The 21,137-nt window shown below is 36.9% G+C and carries 21 protein-coding genes; 11 read left to right on the top strand and 10 right to left on the bottom strand.

The window, feature by feature from the left end; genetic code table 11:
- Positions 1 to 19: 19 nt before the first annotated feature.
- Genes AMD27_RS18335 through AMD27_RS15690 form a run of 4 tightly spaced genes read right to left on the bottom strand, consistent with a single transcriptional unit; the run spans position 20 to position 6,306 of the window.
- Complete coding sequence (locus tag AMD27_RS18335) at positions 20 to 1,369, bottom strand: restriction endonuclease subunit S (protein ID WP_171254814.1); 1,350 nt, start codon at positions 1,367 to 1,369, stop codon at positions 20 to 22.
- The gene (locus AMD27_RS15680) at positions 1,359 to 2,996 is read right to left on the bottom strand and encodes an HsdM family class I SAM-dependent methyltransferase (protein ID WP_067662349.1); all 1,638 of its coding nucleotides are present in this window, start codon (positions 2,994 to 2,996) and stop codon (positions 1,359 to 1,361) included. Before AMD27_RS15680 ends, AMD27_RS18335 begins: the two co-directional genes overlap by 11 nt.
- On the bottom strand, positions 2,990 to 6,049 hold the full coding sequence (locus AMD27_RS15685) for a type I restriction endonuclease subunit R (protein ID WP_067662352.1): 3,060 nt from the start codon (positions 6,047 to 6,049) through the stop codon (positions 2,990 to 2,992). Before AMD27_RS15685 ends, AMD27_RS15680 begins: the two co-directional genes overlap by 7 nt.
- Before the next feature lie 35 nt (positions 6,050 to 6,084).
- Entirely contained in the window at positions 6,085 to 6,306 is a 222-nt protein-coding gene (locus AMD27_RS15690; protein WP_067662355.1) for a helix-turn-helix domain-containing protein, read from the bottom strand.
- Positions 6,307 to 6,395: 89 nt separating this feature from the next.
- Here AMD27_RS15690 and AMD27_RS15695 point away from each other — a divergent pair, with 89 nt between their 5' ends.
- From AMD27_RS15695 to AMD27_RS18340, 3 genes are read left to right on the top strand one after another with little or no spacing between them, the layout of a single operon-like run.
- The gene (locus tag AMD27_RS15695; protein WP_067662358.1) at positions 6,396 to 6,836 is read left to right on the top strand and encodes a hypothetical protein; all 441 of its coding nucleotides are present in this window, start codon (positions 6,396 to 6,398) and stop codon (positions 6,834 to 6,836) included.
- A 51-nt stretch (positions 6,837 to 6,887) separates the two neighbouring features.
- Positions 6,888 to 7,262, top strand: a complete 375-nt coding sequence (locus tag AMD27_RS15700; RefSeq protein ID WP_067655598.1) for an IS630 transposase-related protein — start codon at positions 6,888 to 6,890, stop codon at positions 7,260 to 7,262.
- Positions 7,259 to 7,807 carry an IS630 family transposase gene (locus AMD27_RS18340; RefSeq protein WP_081405901.1) on the top strand — a complete coding sequence of 183 codons (549 nt, stop codon included), beginning with the start codon at positions 7,259 to 7,261 and terminating at the stop codon, positions 7,805 to 7,807. Before AMD27_RS15700 ends, AMD27_RS18340 begins: the two co-directional genes overlap by 4 nt.
- 110 nt (positions 7,808 to 7,917) lie before the next feature.
- Here the strand turns inward: AMD27_RS18340 and AMD27_RS15710 are convergent, their stop codons facing one another.
- The gene (locus tag AMD27_RS15710; protein ID WP_067662361.1) at positions 7,918 to 8,547 is read right to left on the bottom strand and encodes a hypothetical protein; all 630 of its coding nucleotides are present in this window, start codon (positions 8,545 to 8,547) and stop codon (positions 7,918 to 7,920) included.
- Positions 8,548 to 8,642: 95 nt separating this feature from the next.
- Here AMD27_RS15710 and AMD27_RS15715 point away from each other — a divergent pair, with 95 nt between their 5' ends.
- From AMD27_RS15715 to AMD27_RS15725, 3 genes are read left to right on the top strand one after another with little or no spacing between them, the layout of a single operon-like run.
- Positions 8,643 to 9,044 (top strand): hypothetical protein, encoded by a 402-nt coding sequence (locus AMD27_RS15715; RefSeq protein ID WP_067662364.1) that lies wholly within the window; start codon positions 8,643 to 8,645, stop codon positions 9,042 to 9,044.
- Positions 9,037 to 9,948 carry a VRR-NUC domain-containing protein gene (locus AMD27_RS15720; protein WP_067662367.1) on the top strand — a complete coding sequence of 304 codons (912 nt, stop codon included), beginning with the start codon at positions 9,037 to 9,039 and terminating at the stop codon, positions 9,946 to 9,948. Before AMD27_RS15715 ends, AMD27_RS15720 begins: the two co-directional genes overlap by 8 nt.
- A 12-nt stretch (positions 9,949 to 9,960) precedes the next feature.
- Complete coding sequence (locus AMD27_RS15725; protein WP_067662370.1) at positions 9,961 to 11,238, top strand: type VI immunity family protein; 1,278 nt, start codon at positions 9,961 to 9,963, stop codon at positions 11,236 to 11,238.
- A 353-nt stretch (positions 11,239 to 11,591) separates the two neighbouring features.
- Here AMD27_RS15725 and AMD27_RS15730 read toward each other — a convergent pair whose 3' ends face one another.
- Positions 11,592 to 12,545: a bile acid:sodium symporter family protein gene (locus AMD27_RS15730; RefSeq protein ID WP_067662373.1), complete on the bottom strand. Its 954-nt coding sequence runs from the start codon at positions 12,543 to 12,545 to the stop codon at positions 11,592 to 11,594.
- 41 nt (positions 12,546 to 12,586) lie between these two features.
- Positions 12,587 to 13,264, bottom strand: coding sequence for a bifunctional nicotinamidase/pyrazinamidase (gene pncA / locus AMD27_RS15735; RefSeq protein WP_067662376.1), 678 nt, complete (start codon positions 13,262 to 13,264; stop codon positions 12,587 to 12,589).
- A gap of 435 nt (positions 13,265 to 13,699) precedes the next feature.
- On the opposite strand from pncA, the gene dapA reads away from it, so the two are divergent.
- The 3 genes from dapA to purC are packed head-to-tail and all read left to right on the top strand — an operon-like array spanning position 13,700 to position 15,975.
- On the top strand, positions 13,700 to 14,596 hold the full coding sequence (gene dapA / locus AMD27_RS15740; RefSeq protein WP_067663092.1) for a 4-hydroxy-tetrahydrodipicolinate synthase: 897 nt from the start codon (positions 13,700 to 13,702) through the stop codon (positions 14,594 to 14,596).
- Between the two features lie 16 nt (positions 14,597 to 14,612).
- Positions 14,613 to 15,218: a lipoprotein-34 precursor (NlpB) gene (locus AMD27_RS15745; protein WP_067662379.1), complete on the top strand. Its 606-nt coding sequence runs from the start codon at positions 14,613 to 14,615 to the stop codon at positions 15,216 to 15,218.
- Positions 15,219 to 15,255: 37 nt separating this feature from the next.
- Entirely contained in the window at positions 15,256 to 15,975 is a 720-nt protein-coding gene (purC, locus tag AMD27_RS15750; RefSeq protein ID WP_067662382.1) for a phosphoribosylaminoimidazolesuccinocarboxamide synthase, read from the top strand.
- A gap of 551 nt (positions 15,976 to 16,526) precedes the next feature.
- On the opposite strand, the gene AMD27_RS15755 is transcribed toward purC, so the two are convergent.
- The 3 genes from AMD27_RS15755 to AMD27_RS15765 all read right to left on the bottom strand — a co-directional run bounded on the left by AMD27_RS15755 (position 16,527) and on the right by AMD27_RS15765 (position 19,753).
- A complete protein-coding gene (locus AMD27_RS15755) occupies positions 16,527 to 17,801 on the bottom strand; it encodes a replication-associated recombination protein A (protein WP_067662385.1) in 1,275 nt (424 codons plus the stop codon).
- 122 nt (positions 17,802 to 17,923) lie between these two features.
- Positions 17,924 to 19,126 (bottom strand): PQQ-dependent sugar dehydrogenase, encoded by a 1,203-nt coding sequence (locus tag AMD27_RS15760; RefSeq protein WP_067662388.1) that lies wholly within the window; start codon positions 19,124 to 19,126, stop codon positions 17,924 to 17,926.
- Between the two features lie 174 nt (positions 19,127 to 19,300).
- Positions 19,301 to 19,753: a YcgN family cysteine cluster protein gene (locus AMD27_RS15765; RefSeq protein ID WP_067663095.1), complete on the bottom strand. Its 453-nt coding sequence runs from the start codon at positions 19,751 to 19,753 to the stop codon at positions 19,301 to 19,303.
- 190 nt (positions 19,754 to 19,943) lie between these two features.
- On the opposite strand from AMD27_RS15765, the gene AMD27_RS18345 reads away from it, so the two are divergent.
- Both AMD27_RS18345 and AMD27_RS15770 read left to right on the top strand, forming a co-directional pair.
- The gene (locus tag AMD27_RS18345) at positions 19,944 to 20,102 is read left to right on the top strand and encodes a DUF1328 domain-containing protein (protein WP_081405992.1); all 159 of its coding nucleotides are present in this window, start codon (positions 19,944 to 19,946) and stop codon (positions 20,100 to 20,102) included.
- A gap of 246 nt (positions 20,103 to 20,348) precedes the next feature.
- On the top strand, positions 20,349 to 21,086 hold the full coding sequence (locus AMD27_RS15770; RefSeq protein WP_067662391.1) for a dienelactone hydrolase family protein: 738 nt from the start codon (positions 20,349 to 20,351) through the stop codon (positions 21,084 to 21,086).
- Positions 21,087 to 21,137: the final 51 nt, after the last annotated feature.

The raw sequence follows: 21,137 nt of genomic DNA on the forward strand, positions 1-21,137 counted from the left end.
GACGCATAAAATTTTATTCTTATTGCTCAAAAATTTTCGCTATCTGCTCTTCCGCATCTCGAATCGAAATCTGACCATTCATCAGCATAGGCAAGAGCCAATCACGCAGGCTCTGTAAATTTCTATTTTGAAGCATAATATTTTGCTTACTTCGGTTGAGAGGATGTATTTTTTTATAAAACTCTTGTACTACCACTTTGGGTGGAATAGCCACATAATACTTCCCTATGAAAGCATCAAATAAAAAGTTTTTAATACCACTAGTTTTCCCTTCCCATCCAAAGAAAACATTATGTTTATATAATTTATTCCATAAACCAATAAAATAGTAAAAATATGAATTATCCACTAAAGAAATTGCCTTACAAAAATTAGAGCAAATTAATGGATTACTAAATCTTTTAAACGATTCATCTATTAGAGAGGTTAAGCGCCCAGTTGATTGAATAGGACTACCACCTGAGATTTCAATAATAATATCAAAAGGTTTTAATATCTTATTTTTGTTTTTACTATTGATAAACCTTAATGGAGTTTCTACTTTTCCCTTTCCATTCAATCCGTTAATATCTGCACCTCTAATACAATTAACACCTAAATTATATTTATCTTGTTGAGTATCTTTACCCCAATCACCTGTTTTTGTAGATTCAATTAGAGAAACTAAATTGCTAATTTTCCAACCTTCAGGAACATCTTTAGCAAGAATCTCATTATAGACCATTACTCCACAGTTATTTTTATATGGTTTTCCATTTATATTAGGAAAATCATATTGAAGGAACCATCTATCAAAGAGAAGTCCTTCTATATCTTCGTATTTATTAAGGATTTTATTATTAATATCTATTTTTTCATCTAAAGCTCTAAGAACTCTAGCAATACTCTTTTGTAAAGTTAAACTCGGTGTAGGTATTTCAAAATTCAAACAATCTGGCACTCGTATATGACTAACAATAGATCCAGAACTATCATACCTTCTAAATTGAGCTTGTAAGTCAGGAGAAAGAAAAGAATATAGTAAAAAATTACTATCTAATTTTTGAGGGTTTGGTCTGTACTGCATAATGCGTTGTCCAAGAAATACAGTATCTTTAAAATCTACAATACCTGCCTCACCTAGAGGAGCTTCTCGTGTTAATAACACATCATTTTTTTTAACTTTAGCCCTTTTAGTCCAAGCCTCAAAAGTCGCTTCTTCTACGTAACGACAACCAGACAGATTTACTCTCCCATTCTTAATGTTAGGAGTTCTAATCATCTTATAAGGAGTTTCATAATCAACATTCGGCGCTGTTTTATTAACACAATCCACAATGAGATCACATAATTCTGAAATTTTTATCCGTTTCCAATCATTACTCTTCAAAATTTAATCCCCCTAATAAATTTTGAATTTCAGTTTCTAATTTCCTAGACTCAAGGAATAAATCAGATAAGCTATTAGTATAATCCAACATGATTGTTGTAAAGTCTTCGGTACTTAAATCAATATGCTCTATTTTTGATAAAAAATACTGCCCTGCATTAAAAGAATAATCCTTGTTAACAAGATCTTCATACTCTACAGCTATAGAAAATTTATTTTCTTCTCTCTTCTGGTTAAAGCATTCAATTATTCTTTGCTCATCTGAGTCACTTAAGATAGTTCTCTGATTTTTACCATCTTTAATTTTTTCTCCAAGTTCTGATGCATCGATTAGCATCACTTTATCTTTATTATTAGCATCGACAAAAATAATTGAAACACTTGTTCCAGTCGTAGCAAAAATATTGGAAGGCATAGAAATTACGCCTGCTAAAATTTTATTATCCACTAAATGTTGCCGAATTTTCTTATCAATACCTGATGCTGCTGATATAAAGCCAGTTGGGACAACTATCGCGGCTTTCCCATCCTCTTTTAAAGAAGAAATGATATGTTGCAAGAACAATTGGTAAATTTCCATCTTGTCCTTTTCTTTTGGCTTAATTTTTGGAATACCGCCAAAGAAACGCTCTTTGTTCGCCTTTGTGTCCAAATCATCTCTAAAATCACTAAAATCTAGTTTAAAGGGTGGGTTGGAAACAATATAGTCAAACTTTTTAAGCTCAGCCCCATCCTTATGGTATGGATGAAGCATGGTATTGCCTTGTACTACATTCGGAATAGAGTGAACTAAGTTATTCAGAATTAAGTTCAAACGTAATAAATTTGATGACTTTTGAGAAATATCTTGTGTGTAGATAGCACAACGCTTTTCACCAATAACATGAGCCACATTCATTAACAGAGTTCCTGACCCCGCAGCAGGATCATAACAAGTTACATTCTTTACTTGTCCCTGTTGATCCTTGGGTACAAGGATCTCTGCCATAATACGTGCAACGGCATGTGGTGTATAATATTCTGCGTATTTACCTCCACTATTCGAATTATAGTCTTTAACTAAATATTCAAAGATAGAAGCATAAAAATCGAATTTCTGATCAAAAATTCGTTCAAAACTAAACTCTACTAATTCATTAATGATCGCTTTACAAAATTCATCTCGCTTAGAAGGATCACTAATAAACTGGCTAAGCTCATCAAATAGCTTAATTTTTGCATGGCCATCAGTTTGAACCGCAAAAATCTCATTATTCTGAATAGAAATATCTCTTAATGTATCATCAAAAAGTTTTGAAAAATCAGGTTCATTTTGCTGGCTGAATAGGTAACTAATAAAGTGCTGTGGTTTGAGAATTGCTGTATCTGCTGGCATCTGTAAAGCAAGCATCTCTAACTCATCATCCGACATTTTAGAGAGCACATCTTCCCATTTTTCAGCTTCAGCTAAACTTGGTTCCACTTTTTTTGCTTCATAAGCAAATTTATCATTCAAAAATTTATATAAAAAAGCCTGCGTGATAATTTTAAATTCATTACCATCATTACCAAGTCCATAGTTAGCACAGATAGCTTTTAAACCATCAATAAGTTCTCTTACTTTTTGCTGAAACTGAATTTCTACCATTGCCCTGAACCACCATTGAACTCTTTGAGGTACTCATTTACCACAAGCTGGTTAATATACCGTGTAGTCGTTGGATTTAATGCAATGTTCTGTTCATTTTTAAAGCGTTTGATAATATTCGGCATCATCACTCGAGCAAAGTAAGCTTCGTTATCTAATACATTTTCACTGTCTAGCACACGCTCATCTGCATCCTGTTTGAGTCCGATCAAAGCTTCATAAATCTGTCTCTCAGATTTTGAAATATCTCCTTGCTCATGCAGTCTCTTATGCACACGCGTGAACTTAATATCCCCTTTATACTTATCACTGAGTTGCTTATTCGCACGATTCAATTCTTTTATCCGCTCATGAATTTGTTGCAAAGTACCAATATTAGCAACCATCTCTTGCTGACTAACTTCGCTCAATCTCTTCTTTTTGAACAAACGTTCGAGCTCTTCTTTTAAGCTGATAAATTTCTCATCTTGCTGGTCAAAATTACTCGCTAGAGCCTCTCTCGTTTTACGTAATGTATCTTTGAGTTGATCAGCTAGAACTAATTCTTCTTCCGCAATTTTCTTAAATTTAAAAATTACATCTTCAAGAGCTAAATTAAGTAAATTTGTAGTGTCTTCACCACTTTCAATACTTTCCTTTAAATTCAGCATATCTAAATGATTGCTTATTTCTCGGAACATAATGTTGATCTTTACAAAATCTAAAGATCGAAGTTGCTCATAATCGCCCTGTAACCTCATGAGGTTATATAAGCTTTTTGCATCAGCTAAGCTTTTCTTCAATTCCAATACTTTTTTACGGTCAGCAATTTGTTGGATTTGCTCTGAGAAATGTTCCATGTTGTCCGTATCAAAACGGAATAACACATCTTTTAATTGAATAATTTCCTGATCAATTTCTTCTTTAGATTTGAAGAGATGAGAATAGCTATCCATCTCATCGCCTAACTCTGCCTGCAATTCCTCAAAATAGGCTTTGTTTGTTGCATCAAATTCTTTTCGAATATCTGCAAAGTCAACAACGTAACCATACCTAAAATCTTTATACGTGCGGTTCACACGAGTTAATGCCTGAAGCAAGTTATGCTCTCGAATCACACGGCCAATATAAAGCTTCTTTAACCGAGGAGCATCAAAACCAGTCAGCAACATGTTATAAACAAAGAGAAAATCAATTTTTCCTGCTTTAAAAGCATCAATCCAACCTTTACGCGCTTGTTTGTCACCTACATCATGTAAAATGAGTGCAGCAGATTTAACTTTGTTTTTTTCTTTTAAATGCTCTATATAAGATGTATCTGTCTTAGTAACATCATTGTCTTTTTTATATTTTGCATTAAAAATTTCAAACATCTGTTTCGCTTGCTCTGAGCTATCACAGATGACCATTCCACCTATAGTCGAATCATTGCAAGCACCACGACTATTTTCAAAATCTTGAACAATGTAATCCAGCATTGGTTCTACAAAAGTTGGATGTGCATAAATAATTTTTTTATCGACATCTCCCTGCTTAACCTCTGCTTGTGCTAATGCCTCTTGTAAAGCAATTTTATAGTTGGTTTGAATATCTTCTCGAATCAAACGTAATGTATATCCATCAGCAATTGAAGCATTGTAGTAATACTTATGAATGTAATCTCCAAACAGTGATCTTGAATTGTAGTCTGTTCCTAATAGCGGAGTTCCTGTCAGACCAATTTTGATTGCATTACGATCAGAAACATCTAAATTTGCAAGAAAGCTACCTTTAGGATTATAGCTACGATGTACCTCATCTAAGAAGTAAACCCGCTGAATATCAACACTGTAATCCTTTGTTGAGACAATGGTTGGATCATCTGCGAACTTCTGGATATTGATTACAGTAATCTCTGGTTTGCCACTGTTATTGTGGATGGCCTTAGTTGCCTTAATATCTTTAGTAAATTCATCTCTAGAGTTAATCGTATGTACAACTAGGCCACGGCTTGCAAATTCACTCTGTGCTTGCTGTAGTAAATCAAGTCGATCCACAATGAAATAAAACTTAGGAATTACACTATTTCGTTGATAATAATCCGTCAAAAATTTGACGTTATAGTACGTTAATGCTGTTTTACCACTACCTTGAGTATGCCAAATAATTCCTTTACGGATGCCTTCATCTAACTTTCTTTCAATTGCCTTAGTTGCAAACAGTTGTGGATAGCGCATGATATGTTTTTGCACACCATCTTCTGTTTCCACATAAGCAATTGAATAACGTAACATAAATGCTAAACGCTCTCGGCTTAACAAAGAAGTACAAATTCGGTTAGTAGGTCTATTAGGATCTTTATTGGTAATAAATTCAGGGCTATTTCTAATCACTTCAAAATTATTATCTTTAAGAATACGAATTTCTTCTGATTCAGCTAAAGGACTAAGTAAATAAGTTAGATTAAAAATTTCTTCTTCTCGGAAGTAATTAAAACTTGGCTTGTGATACGACGGAGTAGCATAAAAAGCGCCCATGATTGGCTGAATAGCCTCATCGTCGTATTCCATATTGTTTGAGAAGATCATGAACTGAGTAATGTTGATAAATCTTTTAAATTTAGAGTTTTGGAAACGCTTATTTATTCGGTCTCTTTCTGCTAAGACACCATCTTTATTATTTGGTTTCTTCACCTCAATAAAAACTAAAGGCATACCATTGACTAGGATCGTAATATCAGGACGGAATTCATCATCTCCATTTTGACAAGTAAGCTCCGTAACAACATTGAATGTATTGTTATTGATATTTTCAAAATCAATGAGTTTGATACCAGAACGATTGACTAACTTGCTGAAGAATACTTTCCCTAAATCATCATTGTCTAAAGTTAGCTTTAAATCTTGTAATTCTCTTTGAATATCATCTTTTTCAAATGAAGGATTAATTCGTCTTACTGATTCCAAGAATATTTCAGGGAAAATATTAGACTCCATATCCCATATATGTTCTTTTAAAGAAAGATACTTATAACCAAGCCTTGTTAAATGAAGAATTGTTGGAATTTTTACACGAGCATCTTCATTGAACTTCATGGAACCCTCATAAAATTAATATAAATTTTTGTTTATCATATATTATTAGGTAATAAATATTTTGCCGCTACACCTAAAGCAGTAGCTAATTCATATATTTTTTCAAGTGTAGGATTCACCTCACCTCTTTCGATCCGTCCTAAATAACTCCGATCCATGTTACAGAGCAATGCCAATTGTTCTTGTGACATATTTCTTTCTTTTCTATATTTGCGAACCAATTGCCCAAATTGAATAGTAAGTTCTGACATAAACATTCAAATGCTTAAAAAACAGAACTATCACTATTTGAGGACTATATATCCACGGATTATAATCCTCTTTTTAAATTTTCTAGTCTTTCGTCATGAAACAAATTGCTTCGCCTATCTTTCAATCTTTTCTAGTACTTCTCTCCCACAATCAAATTGATGGATGGACAACAAATAAAATTTGGAACAACTTGAATCTTTCTAAAGATGAAAGGCAACGTATCAACCAACAGCAGCTTTATAGGATCCTTAGAAAACTTGTACAGCAAGGCTACTTGATTAAAAACATTCACTTAGACAATCGAAGACTTTCTACATTTGTTGAAACAAAAAGTATGGATTCTTTCAAAAAACAATTCGAAAATCATATCGTGACACATGATTCAGAAAAACTTGAATTAAAAACTAAAGAATTAAAAGAAAAGCAAAAGATTTACGAAAACCAAATCAAAGCTTCTGAACAAGCCCTTGAAGATTTTCCAGAATTGAAATCTGAAATTTTGCGTAAAAGAAAAGATTTACAAAAAGATGTATAGCTGCAATCTTATTTTGGGATACAATGATAAAAAATTAATTTGTTCAAGATCATGCCTAAAGTATATTCAGTGGATTTACGTGAAAAAGTCATGCAGTTTTATGAAGAAAATAATCACAAATCATATACATGTAAAACCTTTAAAATATCTAGAACCACTTTGGATGATTGGATTCTTCTTCAAAACACCACTGGAGAATTGAAACAGCCTAAAATCAATGCAGGTCGACCCACTAAAATCAAGGATATGGATGCTTTCAAACACTTTATTGAAACTACTGAATTTTCTCAAGTGAAAGATCTCATCCCTTTATTTGAACAAAAGTTTGGGTATCCAATCCTTTACTCAACCCTGTTAAAAGCCATTCATAGACTTGGTTGGACACGTAAAAAAAGAGTTTTCTCTATAAGCAAGCCGACAAAATAACAAGGGCTGTATTCAACTGGTTTCTTCCGCAATGGAAAGAGGAGTTTGGGGAAGATCAGATTCTTTATATTGATGAGTCTGGGATAAACACCACAGATACAGCGCAATATGGTTGGTCTAAACTAGGCAGTCGTTGCGCTGCTTTAAAATTGGGTGGTCATGGTAAAAGATTAAGTATCATCAGTGCTGTGAGGTCTAATTCAGCGTATCAGTTCCTTTACCCTTTGATTTTTCAAGGTTCATGCGATCGAGCAATGTTCACGGGATGGTTGAGATATCTACTTGAAAATTTAACCAAAGATAATCAAGATAAGACCAAAAGACATCTGCTGATTCTAGATAACGCTTCGATTCATAAGAACGGAGATATCAAAAAACTAGCCAAAGACTTTAACTGTAGAATCATGTACTTGCCTGCTTACAGTCCAGATTTAAATCCAATTGAAAAAGCATGGTCAGTGCTAAAATCCAAAGTTAAAAGTATCGCTGTCCGTTTTGACAAAAACATAGAAGAAGCGCTCGATTTAGGCTTGAAGGCAATGTAGCTTAAAATTTAAATCCAGCTATAGAGCAATTAGAAGCTTACTCATCATTTATCAACCGACTGATTTCGAACTTTTAAAAGAAATATGCTCATACAGTTTTAGATTCTAATTTAGTCACAGCATTCATAGAATATTCCAAAAGTTGTATGAGCACATATATCAAAAGAAGAGCTAACAGTTTCATCAAAACTATTACAAACATGAAAAATTTTTTTTAATTTTTTTATATAAAAATTCATCCATTCTTCTTTAGATTGGAACTGATCCATATTCTTCAAATTCGCATGAAGATCAATTAACAAGCTACTTAATTTATTCATATTTTCAGATCTGATTGTCAATTGAATGGTCATAGGTTCCACGATATTTGAATAGATATTTCCGACTTGATCAGTTGAAAATATTTCTAAAATTAAACGATTGTTTTTCCTTGAAGAAAAAAACAACTTTGTTTTTCCAATTTGTTCATGTTCACCTATTTCTGTTTTTCTTCTTTGAATTTCTTTAAAAAAACTGTTGGACAGCATCTCAGATGTAGTTTTGTCTAAAAGCTCTTCTTTCAATCTTCTGATAATTAAGGCATCTCCACTACCAGAGAAAACAATAGGCTCCAGATAGGTGATTTTTTTATAAGAATCGGAAATTATTGAAAATTTTAAATCATCTGTCTCTTGGGTTAATCGCTGATCCGCAGCAATAATTACGCTATCTTTTAGTTGGATTCCAATAATTAAAGTCATGTTAAATTAGTAAAGAAACTTAAGTCTCAATGTTACATCACCTATCTTATTCTGTGATATATTTTGCAAAATACTATTCATAATATTAATAAAAGATGAATTTAGAGCTCAATCCCAAAAATACTATTGCTAGTGCTGGTGGTTCTCAAGTAATCATCAATAAAAATGGGATCACTATTATCACACCAGCGAAGTTTGAAGTTAAAGCTGGACAACATATATTTAAAAGTGGGGCAAAAATCCCAATGAATCTTCCTAGTCTTCCCACTTGGATACCTCATCAAGAATTTTTTGTGATTACTGATGAAAATGGCAAAGCCATTCACAATCAACACTATATTATGACTGATGAAGATGGTTCTAAAATTGAAGGCTATACTGATAAAAATGGTCATACAAAAACGTTTAAATCTATGAAACCTAAAGCTGTAAAGATCGAACTTCTAGAACGCAATGATCCTCAATATCATAACTTTAAGGAGGATTTTTATGGCTAAAGCTACCAAGGGTTCTGGTCAGACGTCTTCCTCGTCTACTCAACCTCAGACAAATGGCAAAGTTGTTAAATTAGAACCAGGTAAAGAAAAAGATTACCTCTGTGCTCACATTTGTTTTGCAAAAAAAAATCCTATTAAAGGCAAAGCTGGTCAGTTTCTAAATCAAAGAGCATGTACATACGCCATATGGAAACAAGAAGAAGCGAATGAATTAATTTGGCGCTATAAAGCTGAAGTGGGCTACCGAATGAGAGATCGCTTTCCGACACCCATTATGAGTGAAAAGCAACCTCAGAGAGCAAGCCGTTTTCCATTAGGAGTAGCAGCACGTGAAGGAATGTTTAAGCTTTCAGAACTAGAACAAAGTGCTAAAGGCCGTTTAAGAATCCCTGATGTCATTGTTTTAAAAGTGACTGATCAAGAACTCATTAATATGAGAGTTCAAGGACAAGCGGACTGGAGTAAACTTATCCCAGTTCAAAAAAATATTTCTAAAGTGATTGAAATCAAATTTGGCAAAGATAAGTTATCTAGAGAACAAAGAAATGCCTATATACAAATTGCAGGTAACAGAAATAATTTCAAGTTACTTGAAGATATAGATTGCTCATGTGAACTTAGAGACAATAATGCAAATGGTAGTTCTGCAACTGTTGGCTCTAAATACACTTATATTCAAAACATGTTAGTGGCGATTAAAATTAAACAGCACCCAGGTATACAACATCCCCCGTTAAGTACGCCTAGCCCAATCGCAGATTTTTTAGATAAAGCACCTTTGTATGAAATTGCAGTAGGTGTTGGGATTACAGTAGTTGTTGTAGGTTCGATCGTTCTCCTTCCCGTAAGTGCGACTGTAGCAGGTGCTGGTGCTTTGGGTGGATATGTATTAGCTACTTCTTGATTAGAGAGAATAATGAACAGTTTAGAATTTGAAAAAATTGTAGATGATGCAGAATATATCAATTATGACTATGGAGATCATGGAGAAACTGTACTTTCAGTGCATTTCCAATCTTGTTTTTACTTTTGGAATGGACATACTCCTGAAATCCGCCAAGCAATCCTAAACTGTTATACGAAATATATAGAACTCTGGGGAAGTCATATCACATGGGGCTTTGATCCATTAACTGGTTGGAAGCAAAAAAAAATAAGCAATCTTCCATCACTTCAAGATGTAATAACTAAACGTGCGGATCCAGATGACATTATTGAATGGTATGTCGCAGATGGGGGCTTTGAAGATGTCGAAATTGAATATGCAAATAGATACGTATTTTCATTTTTGACTAATCGAGCTTGGCAAATTCAACACGGAAATATTTTGTATTTCAGGTTACCTAGGGATCTTTTTTTCAATCAAACCACACAAGAGGAAATTTTAAGATTCAATCAATACTGCATACAACAGCTTAGACCGTGGTATATGGTGAGTGGGATGCAAGCTGCTACACCTTTTAGTGATGAAGGCGTAAAAATAGATCTTGTATCTCAGGCTAGGGACTTTAAAGGGATCTATATTGAAGACTCTTGGGATACTATGAGAATGCCATACGGTATACGCAGTTTTGATTGGCTTACCTTCGTGAGTAATGATCTTTCAGAAAAAATTGGGGGTGTATTAAAGCTTCAAGATACCCTAAGAAAAGCAAAACTTCGATTTCAAACTATTGATAATGGTGTACTTGTTCAAGCATCTGATTACCCTGAACTCATACCTAATGGCACACCAGATCCTGAGAGCTACTTAAAACTAAATCATATTCTTAGACCATTACGAGATGGTAATTATGGTTCAATGGGTGACGCAACTTATCTGGGCGATAATGATCGAAGCCAAAGTTTTGATATTCCATTGACTGATTTATGGATGCGTCGCTTTGACCATGAACGAGTATGGAATGATTTAGAGTCAACAGCTAAATCTAGAAAATCTAAATTCATAGTAAAGCTATCCACGAATCACATATGTGAGATTTCTGGCCGATATCGATATGAAGATGATTATGATTATGTCCGAAATGAGCCTATGCCTTTTGAAGAGCCAGACAGTAGAGAAAACGATCACCGAAGTTACATTATTTTGAATAAAGGCGATATTGCACCATATTATTTAAAATTAGGTCAGCATGGCCAGCTTGTAGAAACAATGGAAATCGAATGGACTCTCTTTGAAGAATTTAACTATTGATCTCTTATTTGGGTATGAAACTTTATTACTCGATAAAGAGTAAAAATGGAAGAAAAGATAGAACTGAGTATGAAACTTTATTTTTTCTTCCATTGATTGTTAAGTCCAAATATCAATGAGATAAGGTTCGATCAGTATGAAACTTTATTACTCTCGTACATGAGAGTAATAAAAATATACTGAGTGAAATCATCTCATTATTTAAAAGCCGATCATTCCTGATCGGCTTTTTTTGTATGTGCATTTAAAGAAAATATTCAACGTTTAAGATGAATAAAGTGAATGTTCACTCCCCATACAGGAGCACGGGTTATAACTGAACTGCTCTTTTATAAAGTTAGATTTTAGGGTTCTTAATCTTTATTCCTTAGATCGGGATCTTTACGAGACGCCCAATACGTGGCCAAAGCAGGTCCAGAAATATTGTGCCACAAGCTAAAAATTGCACTTGGCACTGCTGTAATCGGCGAAGCTGCAAAATGTACCGCAGCCAATGCCACACCTAAACCTGAATTTTGCATTCCCACTTCAATTGCAACCGCTTTACTGTCTGCATAAGGGAGCTGGAACCAACGCGCTGCCCAAAAACCAATGAGATAACCCAGCCCATTATGCAAAATCACCACCGCCAAAATGAGTAACCCCGATTCCAAAATTTGCGCCTTACTGCCCCCAATAATCGCGGCAACAATCAATACAATCGCGACCACAGAAATGAAAGGCATGAGCGTGATATAAGATTCGACTTTGTTTTTGAATAATGCACGTACAATTAAACCTAAAATAATTGGAAATAGCACCACTTGTAAGATGGAACTGAGCATCGATAGCGCATCGATTTCAATCCATTGACTTGCTAAAAGATAAAAAATCGCTGGGGTGAGTAGTGGCGCAATCAGCGTCGAAACCGATGTACAAGCAACCGACAAAGCAACATTGCCTTTGGCCATATAAGTAATCACATTCGAGGCCGTGCCTCCCGGACAGCAACCGACTAAAATCACTCCAATTGCAATCTCTGCTGGCAGTTGTAGCAATTTACACAGGGCATAAGCCAAACCTGGCATGACTAAAAACTGTGCAATTACACCAATTAAAACCGCTTTGGGACTTTTCAGCACACCTTTAAAGTCACTGACTTTCATGGTCATCCCCATACCAAACATGATGATCCCGAGCATCCAGGTAATATAGACTTTGAGCCAAACAAAAGCTTCAGGCACCCACATTGCAAGGGCTGCAAACAGCACCACCCAAAATGCAAAGGTTTTTTGAATAAACTGGCTAAACCTTAAAAAATTAAGCATATGCATCACATGTGAGGTTTTGAAAAACCCAGAAGTTTATATTATTGGTTTAACAGATATTCGACTGGGTTGCTGCAAATATCTTGTTCAATGGGTAATACATCTTTGGCATAAATGCGTTGCACACCATGTGCGGTCATGTCTTGCCAGGCATTTTGTAAAGAACCATCCAAATCTATGCCTTTGGTAGCATCCGAGATCACAAAGCTTTTAAAGCCCATTTTTGCAGCGTCTATGGCCGTCCATGCGACGCAGAAGTCGGTTGCAATGCCCACCACAAAAACGGAATCAATTCCGCGCTCTTTTAAGTAGCCCGCTAAACCCGTCGTGGTTTTATGATCAGCTTCCATAAAAGCAGAATAACTATCAATATGACGATGAAATCCTTTGCGAATCACTAGCTGCGCTTGAGGAATATTTAAATCTGGATGCAGCGCTGCATCTGATGTGCCTTGTACACAGTGAACGGGCCACAATACTTGTTTTCCATAGCTGAGTTGAATCGTATCAAAAGGTTTTGCATTGGCGTGGTTATCCGCAAAAGAGACATGATTCTCGGGATGCCAATCTTGCGTCAGGACAATATTATCAAAATACTGCGCAATTTCATTGATGCGAGGAATGATTTGATCTGCCTCAGCAACGGCTAAATTCCCGCCGGGGGTAAATCCATTTTGTACATCAACCACAATTAGTGCGCTACGTTCAGATTGGAACATCTTCCCTACTCCCAATTGAAAATGATTTAAATTTTCTTTGTATATTACACAGGAATTGAGCCATCACAATGGGTTAAATTACACAGCTTTTGTTAAGTCCAAATTTAACTATATTTTAGATTTAAATACAAAATCATAGGCTTGATTTTAATTCATCCATATTTATCGTTTTAGATCGTGGAGGAAACGCTATTCTTTTCTGTCAAAATGGCTGCACTTGCTTGTTTCTTGTAAAAAACTCAGTTGTTTTAACTAAACTTTTTCTAAGCTTTGACTAAAGCATATTGTTCTTCATCGTTTGTTCGGTCATAATTTGCATACGCACTATCCAATATGCTTGTTATATTGGACATGCTATAAATTAAAATACAAACCCATCCACACTCTAGATTCCTCACCTTCATCGGATGGAAAAATAGGATTTTTTTTAAAATGATTACTCAGCAAGCTCAGATTATTCAAGGCTCAATTGTCGCAATCGTTACTCCCATGTTCGAAGATGGTGCTGTAGATTGGAAGGGTCTAGAGAAGCTTGTTGAATGGCATATTGCACAAGGGACCAACAGTATTGTGGCTGTGGGTACGACAGGTGAAGCTTCTACCTTGAGCATGACTGAACACACGCAAGTGATCAAAGAAATCATTCGTGTTGCCAATAAACGTATTCCAATTATTGCTGGTACGGGGGCAAATTCCACCCACGAAGCGATTCAACTCACCAAAGAAGCTAAAGAGCTCGGTGCAGATGCCGCACTTTTGGTGACGCCGTATTACAATAAACCGACCCAAGAAGGTCTGTTCCAGCACTATAAAGCCATTGCAGAAGCAGTTGATCTACCACAAATTTTATATAATGTTCCGGGGCGTACTGGAGTAGACTTGCTGAATGAAACAGTGCTTCGTCTTGCAGATATTCCACAAATTGTCGGTATTAAAGATGCCACGGGTGATGTGCCACGCGGTGCAGAATTGCTCGCGGGGTTAAACGGCAAAAGTATGGTGGTCTATTCAGGTGATGATGCAACCGCTTATCAGCTCATGGCAAACGGCGCTAAAGGCAATATCTCTGTGACTGCCAATGTCGCACCAAAGCAAATGAGTGAAGTGTGTGCTGCAGCAATTGCAGGTGATGCAAATGCAGCAATTGCTGCTAACGATCAAGTTGCAAATTTACACAATATTCTATTTTGTGAATCTAACCCAATTCCTGTCAAATGGGCGTTGCATGAAATGGGCTTAATTGGCACGGGCATCCGTCTACCATTAACGCCACTTGCAGAACAATACCGAGCATCCCTGCGTGAAGAACTCAAAGCAGCGAGTATCATTTAAATAAGAGTTTAAAATTATGCAATTACGTTTTGGTTTAACCCTTGCCCTTTCAGCTTTAAGTTTAGCGGGTTGTAATACGATTGGTATCGACAACGGTTCTTTAGATTATCAGAACTCAACTGCGCAAGAACCACTTAAATATCCTGAAGGTTCGATGGTTAGACCAGCAACGCCATTGTATCCTGCACCTACCATCGATCCGCTTGCGATTGAACATGCACCTAAACTTGAAAATAAACGTGGAAATCGTTTCGCGATGCCTCGTCCAACCGCTGTTCAAAGTTCAGCAAATACCGTAGAAGTTACTGAATCAAATCAAGCAGGACGCCCACAACTTTTGAGAGATGGAAATGGCAATCCTCTGATTAAAATTGATGGAAATTCTGCTACAATTTGGCAGTATACGATGGCAACCCTGAGTAGCTTAAATCATACTCTCGTGGGTCAGGCAAAAAATGCGACCGAAGCCACCCTTAAAGTGGATGGACAGACATTCGTATTAAAGCTCACATCAGTTGGTTCAAGTCATACCTTGGCTGTGTTCGACACCAATAGCAATTTTGCAGACAAAGAAAAAGCTGCAGAATTGTTATCCCAGATTTATCAAAACTGGCCAGCCTAGTTGTTCTAGGCATATTCTCTCTGAAAAAGGTTCCACCATGTTAAAACAAACCTTGCTCTATACTGGTAAAGCTAAATCCGTTTATGAAACCGATAGTGCAGACCACCTGATTTTAGTCTTTCGTGATGATGCATCTGCATTCAATGGCGAAAAAATCGAACAGCTAGATCGTAAAGGGAAGGTGAACAACCGTTTTAACGCCTTTATCATGGAAAAACTTGCTGCAGCTGGCATCGAAACGCATTTTGAAAAATTACTCAATCAAAATGAAGTTTTGGTTAAAAAGTTGAATATGATTCCTGTTGAGTGTGTGATTCGCAACTACGCTGCGGGTTCATTATGTCGCCGTTTAGGTGTTGAAGAAGGCTTAGAGCTAACGCCTCCAACATTCGAATTGTTCTATAAAGACGATGCACTGGGTGATCCAATGGTGAACGAATCTCAAGCGATTGCTTTAGGTTGGGCGACTGCAGATCAACTTCAACGTATGAAAGAATTAACGCATCAAGTGAACGTGGTACTGAAAGATTTGTTTGCTGAAGGCAACATGCTTTTGGTCGACTTCAAACTAGAATTTGGTGTATTCCACGACCGTATCGTATTGGGTGATGAATTCTCTCCAGATGGTTGCCGTTTATGGGACAAGGACACCAAGAAAAAATTAGACAAAGACCGTTTCCGCCAAGGTTTAGGTGGCGTGGTTGAAGCTTATGAAGAAGTTGCAACACGTATTGGTGTTGATCTGTCTGAGATCTAAGCCGTCTACATAAAAAAAGCCGAGTCAAAATGACTCGGCTTTTTTATTGTTATGATTTTCAATATTGTTTATTTATTTTTATTCTGCTTCTATTTATGAGTTATTTATTATTTATATCATTGTTTTAATTTTGATATTGCAAGCGCTCTCAAGCTTGGCAATAGACCCAATATAAGCATTCGAGATGAATCTTTTATGACACCATTGCCATTAATTTGAAAATTTTTCATTATTTCAGATTAAATTTTCTCAAATAGAGCTTTAGTGCTATGAATATTATATAAATAACTTCAATGTCTTAATTTTAATGCTCTAGATTTTTTAATTTTAATCGCTTTTATGAATAATTCTTATTTAAATGATCACTTTTACATATATAAAAATTGTGATTATGATTACTCCATACCAGGCAACTACAGGAGTTGGTGGCTCAAGAGAGAGACTGTAGTTGCCGACCAAATTTGCAAGACCCTTTTCTACCCAGTTCACACACATAGAATTGGGCTTTTTTTTGCTTTAATTTTTACAGGCGATTCATCTTAGGGTCTGGATTACTGCTGCTGTTGCTCCTGTTGCCAACGGCGTTGTTGTAAGCGCTCCCCTTCAACTTCTCGCTTATTGCGCGCAGACTCATACAACTTGGTGCCTTTTAACTCAGGCGGCAAATAGTCTTGAGTCACAAAATGCTCTGGATAATTGTGCGGATACAGATAATCTACGCCATAGCCTTGCTCTTTCATCAGCTTGGTCGGTGCATTTCTTAAATGTAAGGGTACAGGCAAATTCGAGGTTTTATCGGCCAAATCTAAAGCCTTATTGATGGCCAAATAAGTACTGTTACTTTTGGCACTGGTTGCCAAATACACCGCGCACTGCCCTAAAATAATTCGACATTCAGGCATACCCACCGCTTGTACAGAACGGAAGCATTCCCCTGCCAAAAGCAAAGCATTCGGATTCGAGTTACCAATATCTTCAGAGGCTGCGATCAGCATACGACGTGCAATGAAGACTGGATCTTCTCCACCTTTAAGCATTCTTGCCATCCAGTACAAACTTGCATCTGGATCACTGCCGCGAATCGATTTGATAAATGCTGACACAAGATCGTAATGTTGTTCACCAGACTTGTCGTAGCGGGCAATATTTTGCTGAGCAACCTTAACCACAATGGCATTGGTAATCATATTTTCAACATCAGTCTCAAAAGTACTGGCAATTAAATCCAATAAATTAAGCGCTTTACGGGCATCCCCTGCTGCAAACTGAATGATCGCATCATAGTCTTGAATCAGGATATTTCGCTCTTGTAGAAAATGATCTTGGCGTAGCGCGCGCTGCAACAAATGCTGAATGTCCGCTTCATTTAAACCATTTAAGGTATAGACCTGACAGCGAGATAACAGTGCATTATTCACCTCAAAAGAGGGGTTTTCCGTGGTTGCGCCAATTAAAGTAATTTTGCCTTTTTCAACCGCATTGAGCAGTGCATCTTGCTGCGATTTATTGAAGCGATGAATCTCGTCAATAAACACCACAGGAACGATCAAATCCCCACTTTCAGCAATAATTTCACGTAATTCTTTCACGCCAGTATTCAGTGCAGACAAACTGATAAAAGGACGATCTACCGCTTGTGCAAGCAATAAGGCAATCGTGGTTTTACCCACACCTGGCGGCCCCCAAAAAATCACAGAAGGCAGGTGACCCTGATCAATCATTTGACGTAAGGGTGCTTGCTCACCCAGCAGATGATCTTGTCCTATAATCTCAGACAAATCTCGTGGACGTAAGCGTTCAGGAAGTGGAATTTGAGTTTCGGACATAGGCTTAGGGCGTCTTAAAATGCTATTTCATAGTCTACTATGGAATAGCACAAATCAAATTATTTTAAGGCGGGTGAGATGGAATTTTGTGGCATTTTAAAATAACAAGAATTGCGGTCTATTTATTCAGGTTTTAATTTTAATAAATTGGCGCCTTTTTCATCTTCGATTACCCAAATGGTACCATCTGCTGCCTGCAACAGATCACGAATCCGTTTTCCCATCTGCAAGCGCTGTACTTCGCGCACAGGCTTTTGTGAAAGATCGACTACAATAATGGCTTGAGATGAAAGCCCGCCAATCAGTGCTTTATGTTTCCATGCAGGAAATACATCAGATTGATAAATCATCATGCTTGAAGGGGAAATGACTGGTGTCCAATCGAGTTCAGGTGACTTAAACTCAGGGCGAGTGGCGTGATCGGGTATGGGTTTACCATCATAATGATCTCCATTTGAAACCAGTGGATAACCATAGTTTTGGCCTTTAAGCACAAGATTAAGCTCATCTCCGCCCTTCGGTCCCATTTCTACCACCCAGAGCTTTTGACTTGCATCAAATGCTAAGCCCAGCGGATTACGATGTCCCAATGACCAAATCTGCGCCGCTACTCCTCCCTTGTCAAACAAAGGATTGTCCTTAGATGCTGTGCCGTCATCATTGAGATGAACGATTTTACCTAAATTGGAATTCATGTCCTGTGCAGGGTCAAACTGTTGTCTTTCCCCTGAACTGATCCAAAGCTTATTATGCTGATCAAAAACAATTCGATGTGCATAATGCCCCTCACCCGAAACTTTAGGCACTTGCTCCCAGATTCTTTTGATATTTTTTAACTGAGGGCGATCAGGCTGTGTCAAATCGAGTTCGCCACGAATCACCACAGCACCATTTCCACCTTGACCTTTTTCAGCATAGCTTAAATAGATCCATTTATTCTTTGAATAATCAGGATGTAAGACAATATCTCCTAAACCGCCTTGACCGCCATAGGCAACTGTAGGTAGACCTTGTACCAATGTGGTTTTTTTAGATTTGGGATCAAAAAGCTTTAGCTTTCCTGATTTTTCAGTAATTAATAACCGCCCGTCCGCTAAAGATGCCAATGCCCATGGCTCATCAAACTGAGCTATTTTTTCTACTTCGTAACGCTGATCAATTTTATGATCGTGTCTGGCAACAGACGATGAAGCAGATGCATGAGGCTTAGCATGAGAGTCAGCTATTCGCTCACTGTCTTTTGCAGACTGAGCTGAGTTAGAAGAACACGCCATTTGCATCAGGGCAATACAGCAAAGATTCAACATCCCTGTTTTATTGATCATTTTATGCCTATGATTATTCTGATATATCATTAATCATAGGCATAATTGTGCATTACAGCTTGGCTAAATTGTATTTTTCTATTGCCAAATATGACAAGGAATTTGGTTATTGTTGCGAGGGCTTATCCACGTCAACTTATAATTTATCTATATCAGCCTATAAAATGAAGACGATTAGCGCACCCAGCGCACCACATATTCATCAATCTCTTCTTCATTGACTTCAAGTTCTGAAATACATCTGCCTGCCGCTGATTTCCTCGCTTCACGAACACTGCGACGTGATCCTGTATTTAAATGATGCCAAGTGGGCAATTTCTTGCCTTCGTTCAAGCGTTTATAGCCACAGCTTGAAGGCAACCAGTTAATTTTTTGCAAGCTTTCATAGGTCAGTTGAATACAATCTGGAACATGTACCATTCGATTGGAATAATCTGAACACGCTGCTGTTTCACAGTCTAACAATTTGCAGGACACCTTGGTATAGCAGACTTCTCCAGTATCTTCGTCTTCAAGTTTCACTAAACAACACAGCCCACAGCCATCACATACTGCTTCCCACTCTGCTGGAGTCATTTGCTCAAGTGAATAATTTTCCCAAAAACGGGGACGTAAAGACTGACTCATAGCAACAATTTCAACAGGGCAATAGTCCATTATAACATTAATATTTATGACAAAATTTAAGCATTATTAGGTTACAATGCATTTACCTAAAACTATCAATACATAACTTATCCACACTCATTGCATACATAATCGGCTATTTTATTTTCTATACTGATTCAACACTTATAAAAACACTTGGAGAATGAAAATGTTCCGTTGGGCTATTATCTTTGCGGTGATCGCACTTATTGCCAGTTTACTAGGTTTTGGTGGTGTGGCAGGTTTGTCTAAAGACTTTGCAGTGATATTATTGGTAATTGCGGTTATTTTGGCAATTATTGGTTTTATTTCACGCGGGAAAGTTTAAATTCTAGTTTAAAACTAGATGAACCAAATACTTAAAAAGAAGGATACGTCCTTCTTTTTTTTACGTCTCGTACTTTTACGTCGATTACATAGATTGACGTATTCATAATTCCTCACACTTCAATTGACATTTATTTTACTGAAATTCTCCTTGTTTAAATTTTTATGTTTTAATCTTTGCTCACCTTACATTAAAAATCTTATTCATTTAAAAACGTTCATTCATTTAATAAAGGGAAATCCACACATGACTCAAGCAATTCAAACCAGAGAGATTCAATACACTGCAGCAGATGGATCAAGCCTGATCGGTTATTTTGCAGCGCCTGAAAACTCGCAAGCGGTTGCTGGTGTTATTGTGGCGCCTGAATGGTGGGGACGTAATGAATATACTGAACAGCGCGCACGTGAGCTTGCTGATCATGGTTATGCGGCACTTGCAATCGATATGTACGGCGACAAAAGAGTTACCACAGATGCCAAACAAGCCTATGAATGGATGATGCAAACTTTTGGAGATGCTGAAACGATCGATACCCGCTCTAAAGCAGCTTTAGCCACCCTTGCAGCACAGCCTGAGGTAGATACTACCCGTTTAGCCGCAATTGGCTTTTGCTATGGCGGTAAAGTGGTGCTTGATTTGGCACGTTCTGGTGCAGACTTAAAAGCTGTAGCGACCTTTCATGCCACCTTGAGTCCTAAAGCGCCTGCCCAAGTAGGGGCTGTGAAAGCTGAAATTTTAGTCTTACATGGTGAACTGGACACGATGGTCAGTTTAGATGATGTCGCAAGCTTTAAGGATGAAATGTTTGCTGCTCAAGCCGAGCATGATGTGATTGTTTTTGAAGATGCCAAACATGGCTTTAGCAACCCTTTGGCTGACGAACGTGCCAAAGCCAATGACGTTGATTTAGGTTATAACGCAGAAGCAGAACAGCACAGCTTGGCGGCAATGTATGCATTACTGGCTCGTCATTTAGACTAATATACTTTTCACACAAAAATTGGTTAAAATCAATTGAGAAACATAAATAAA

The organism is Acinetobacter sp. TGL-Y2 (genome assembly GCF_001612555.1).
Classification (GTDB): domain Bacteria; phylum Pseudomonadota; class Gammaproteobacteria; order Pseudomonadales; family Moraxellaceae; genus Acinetobacter.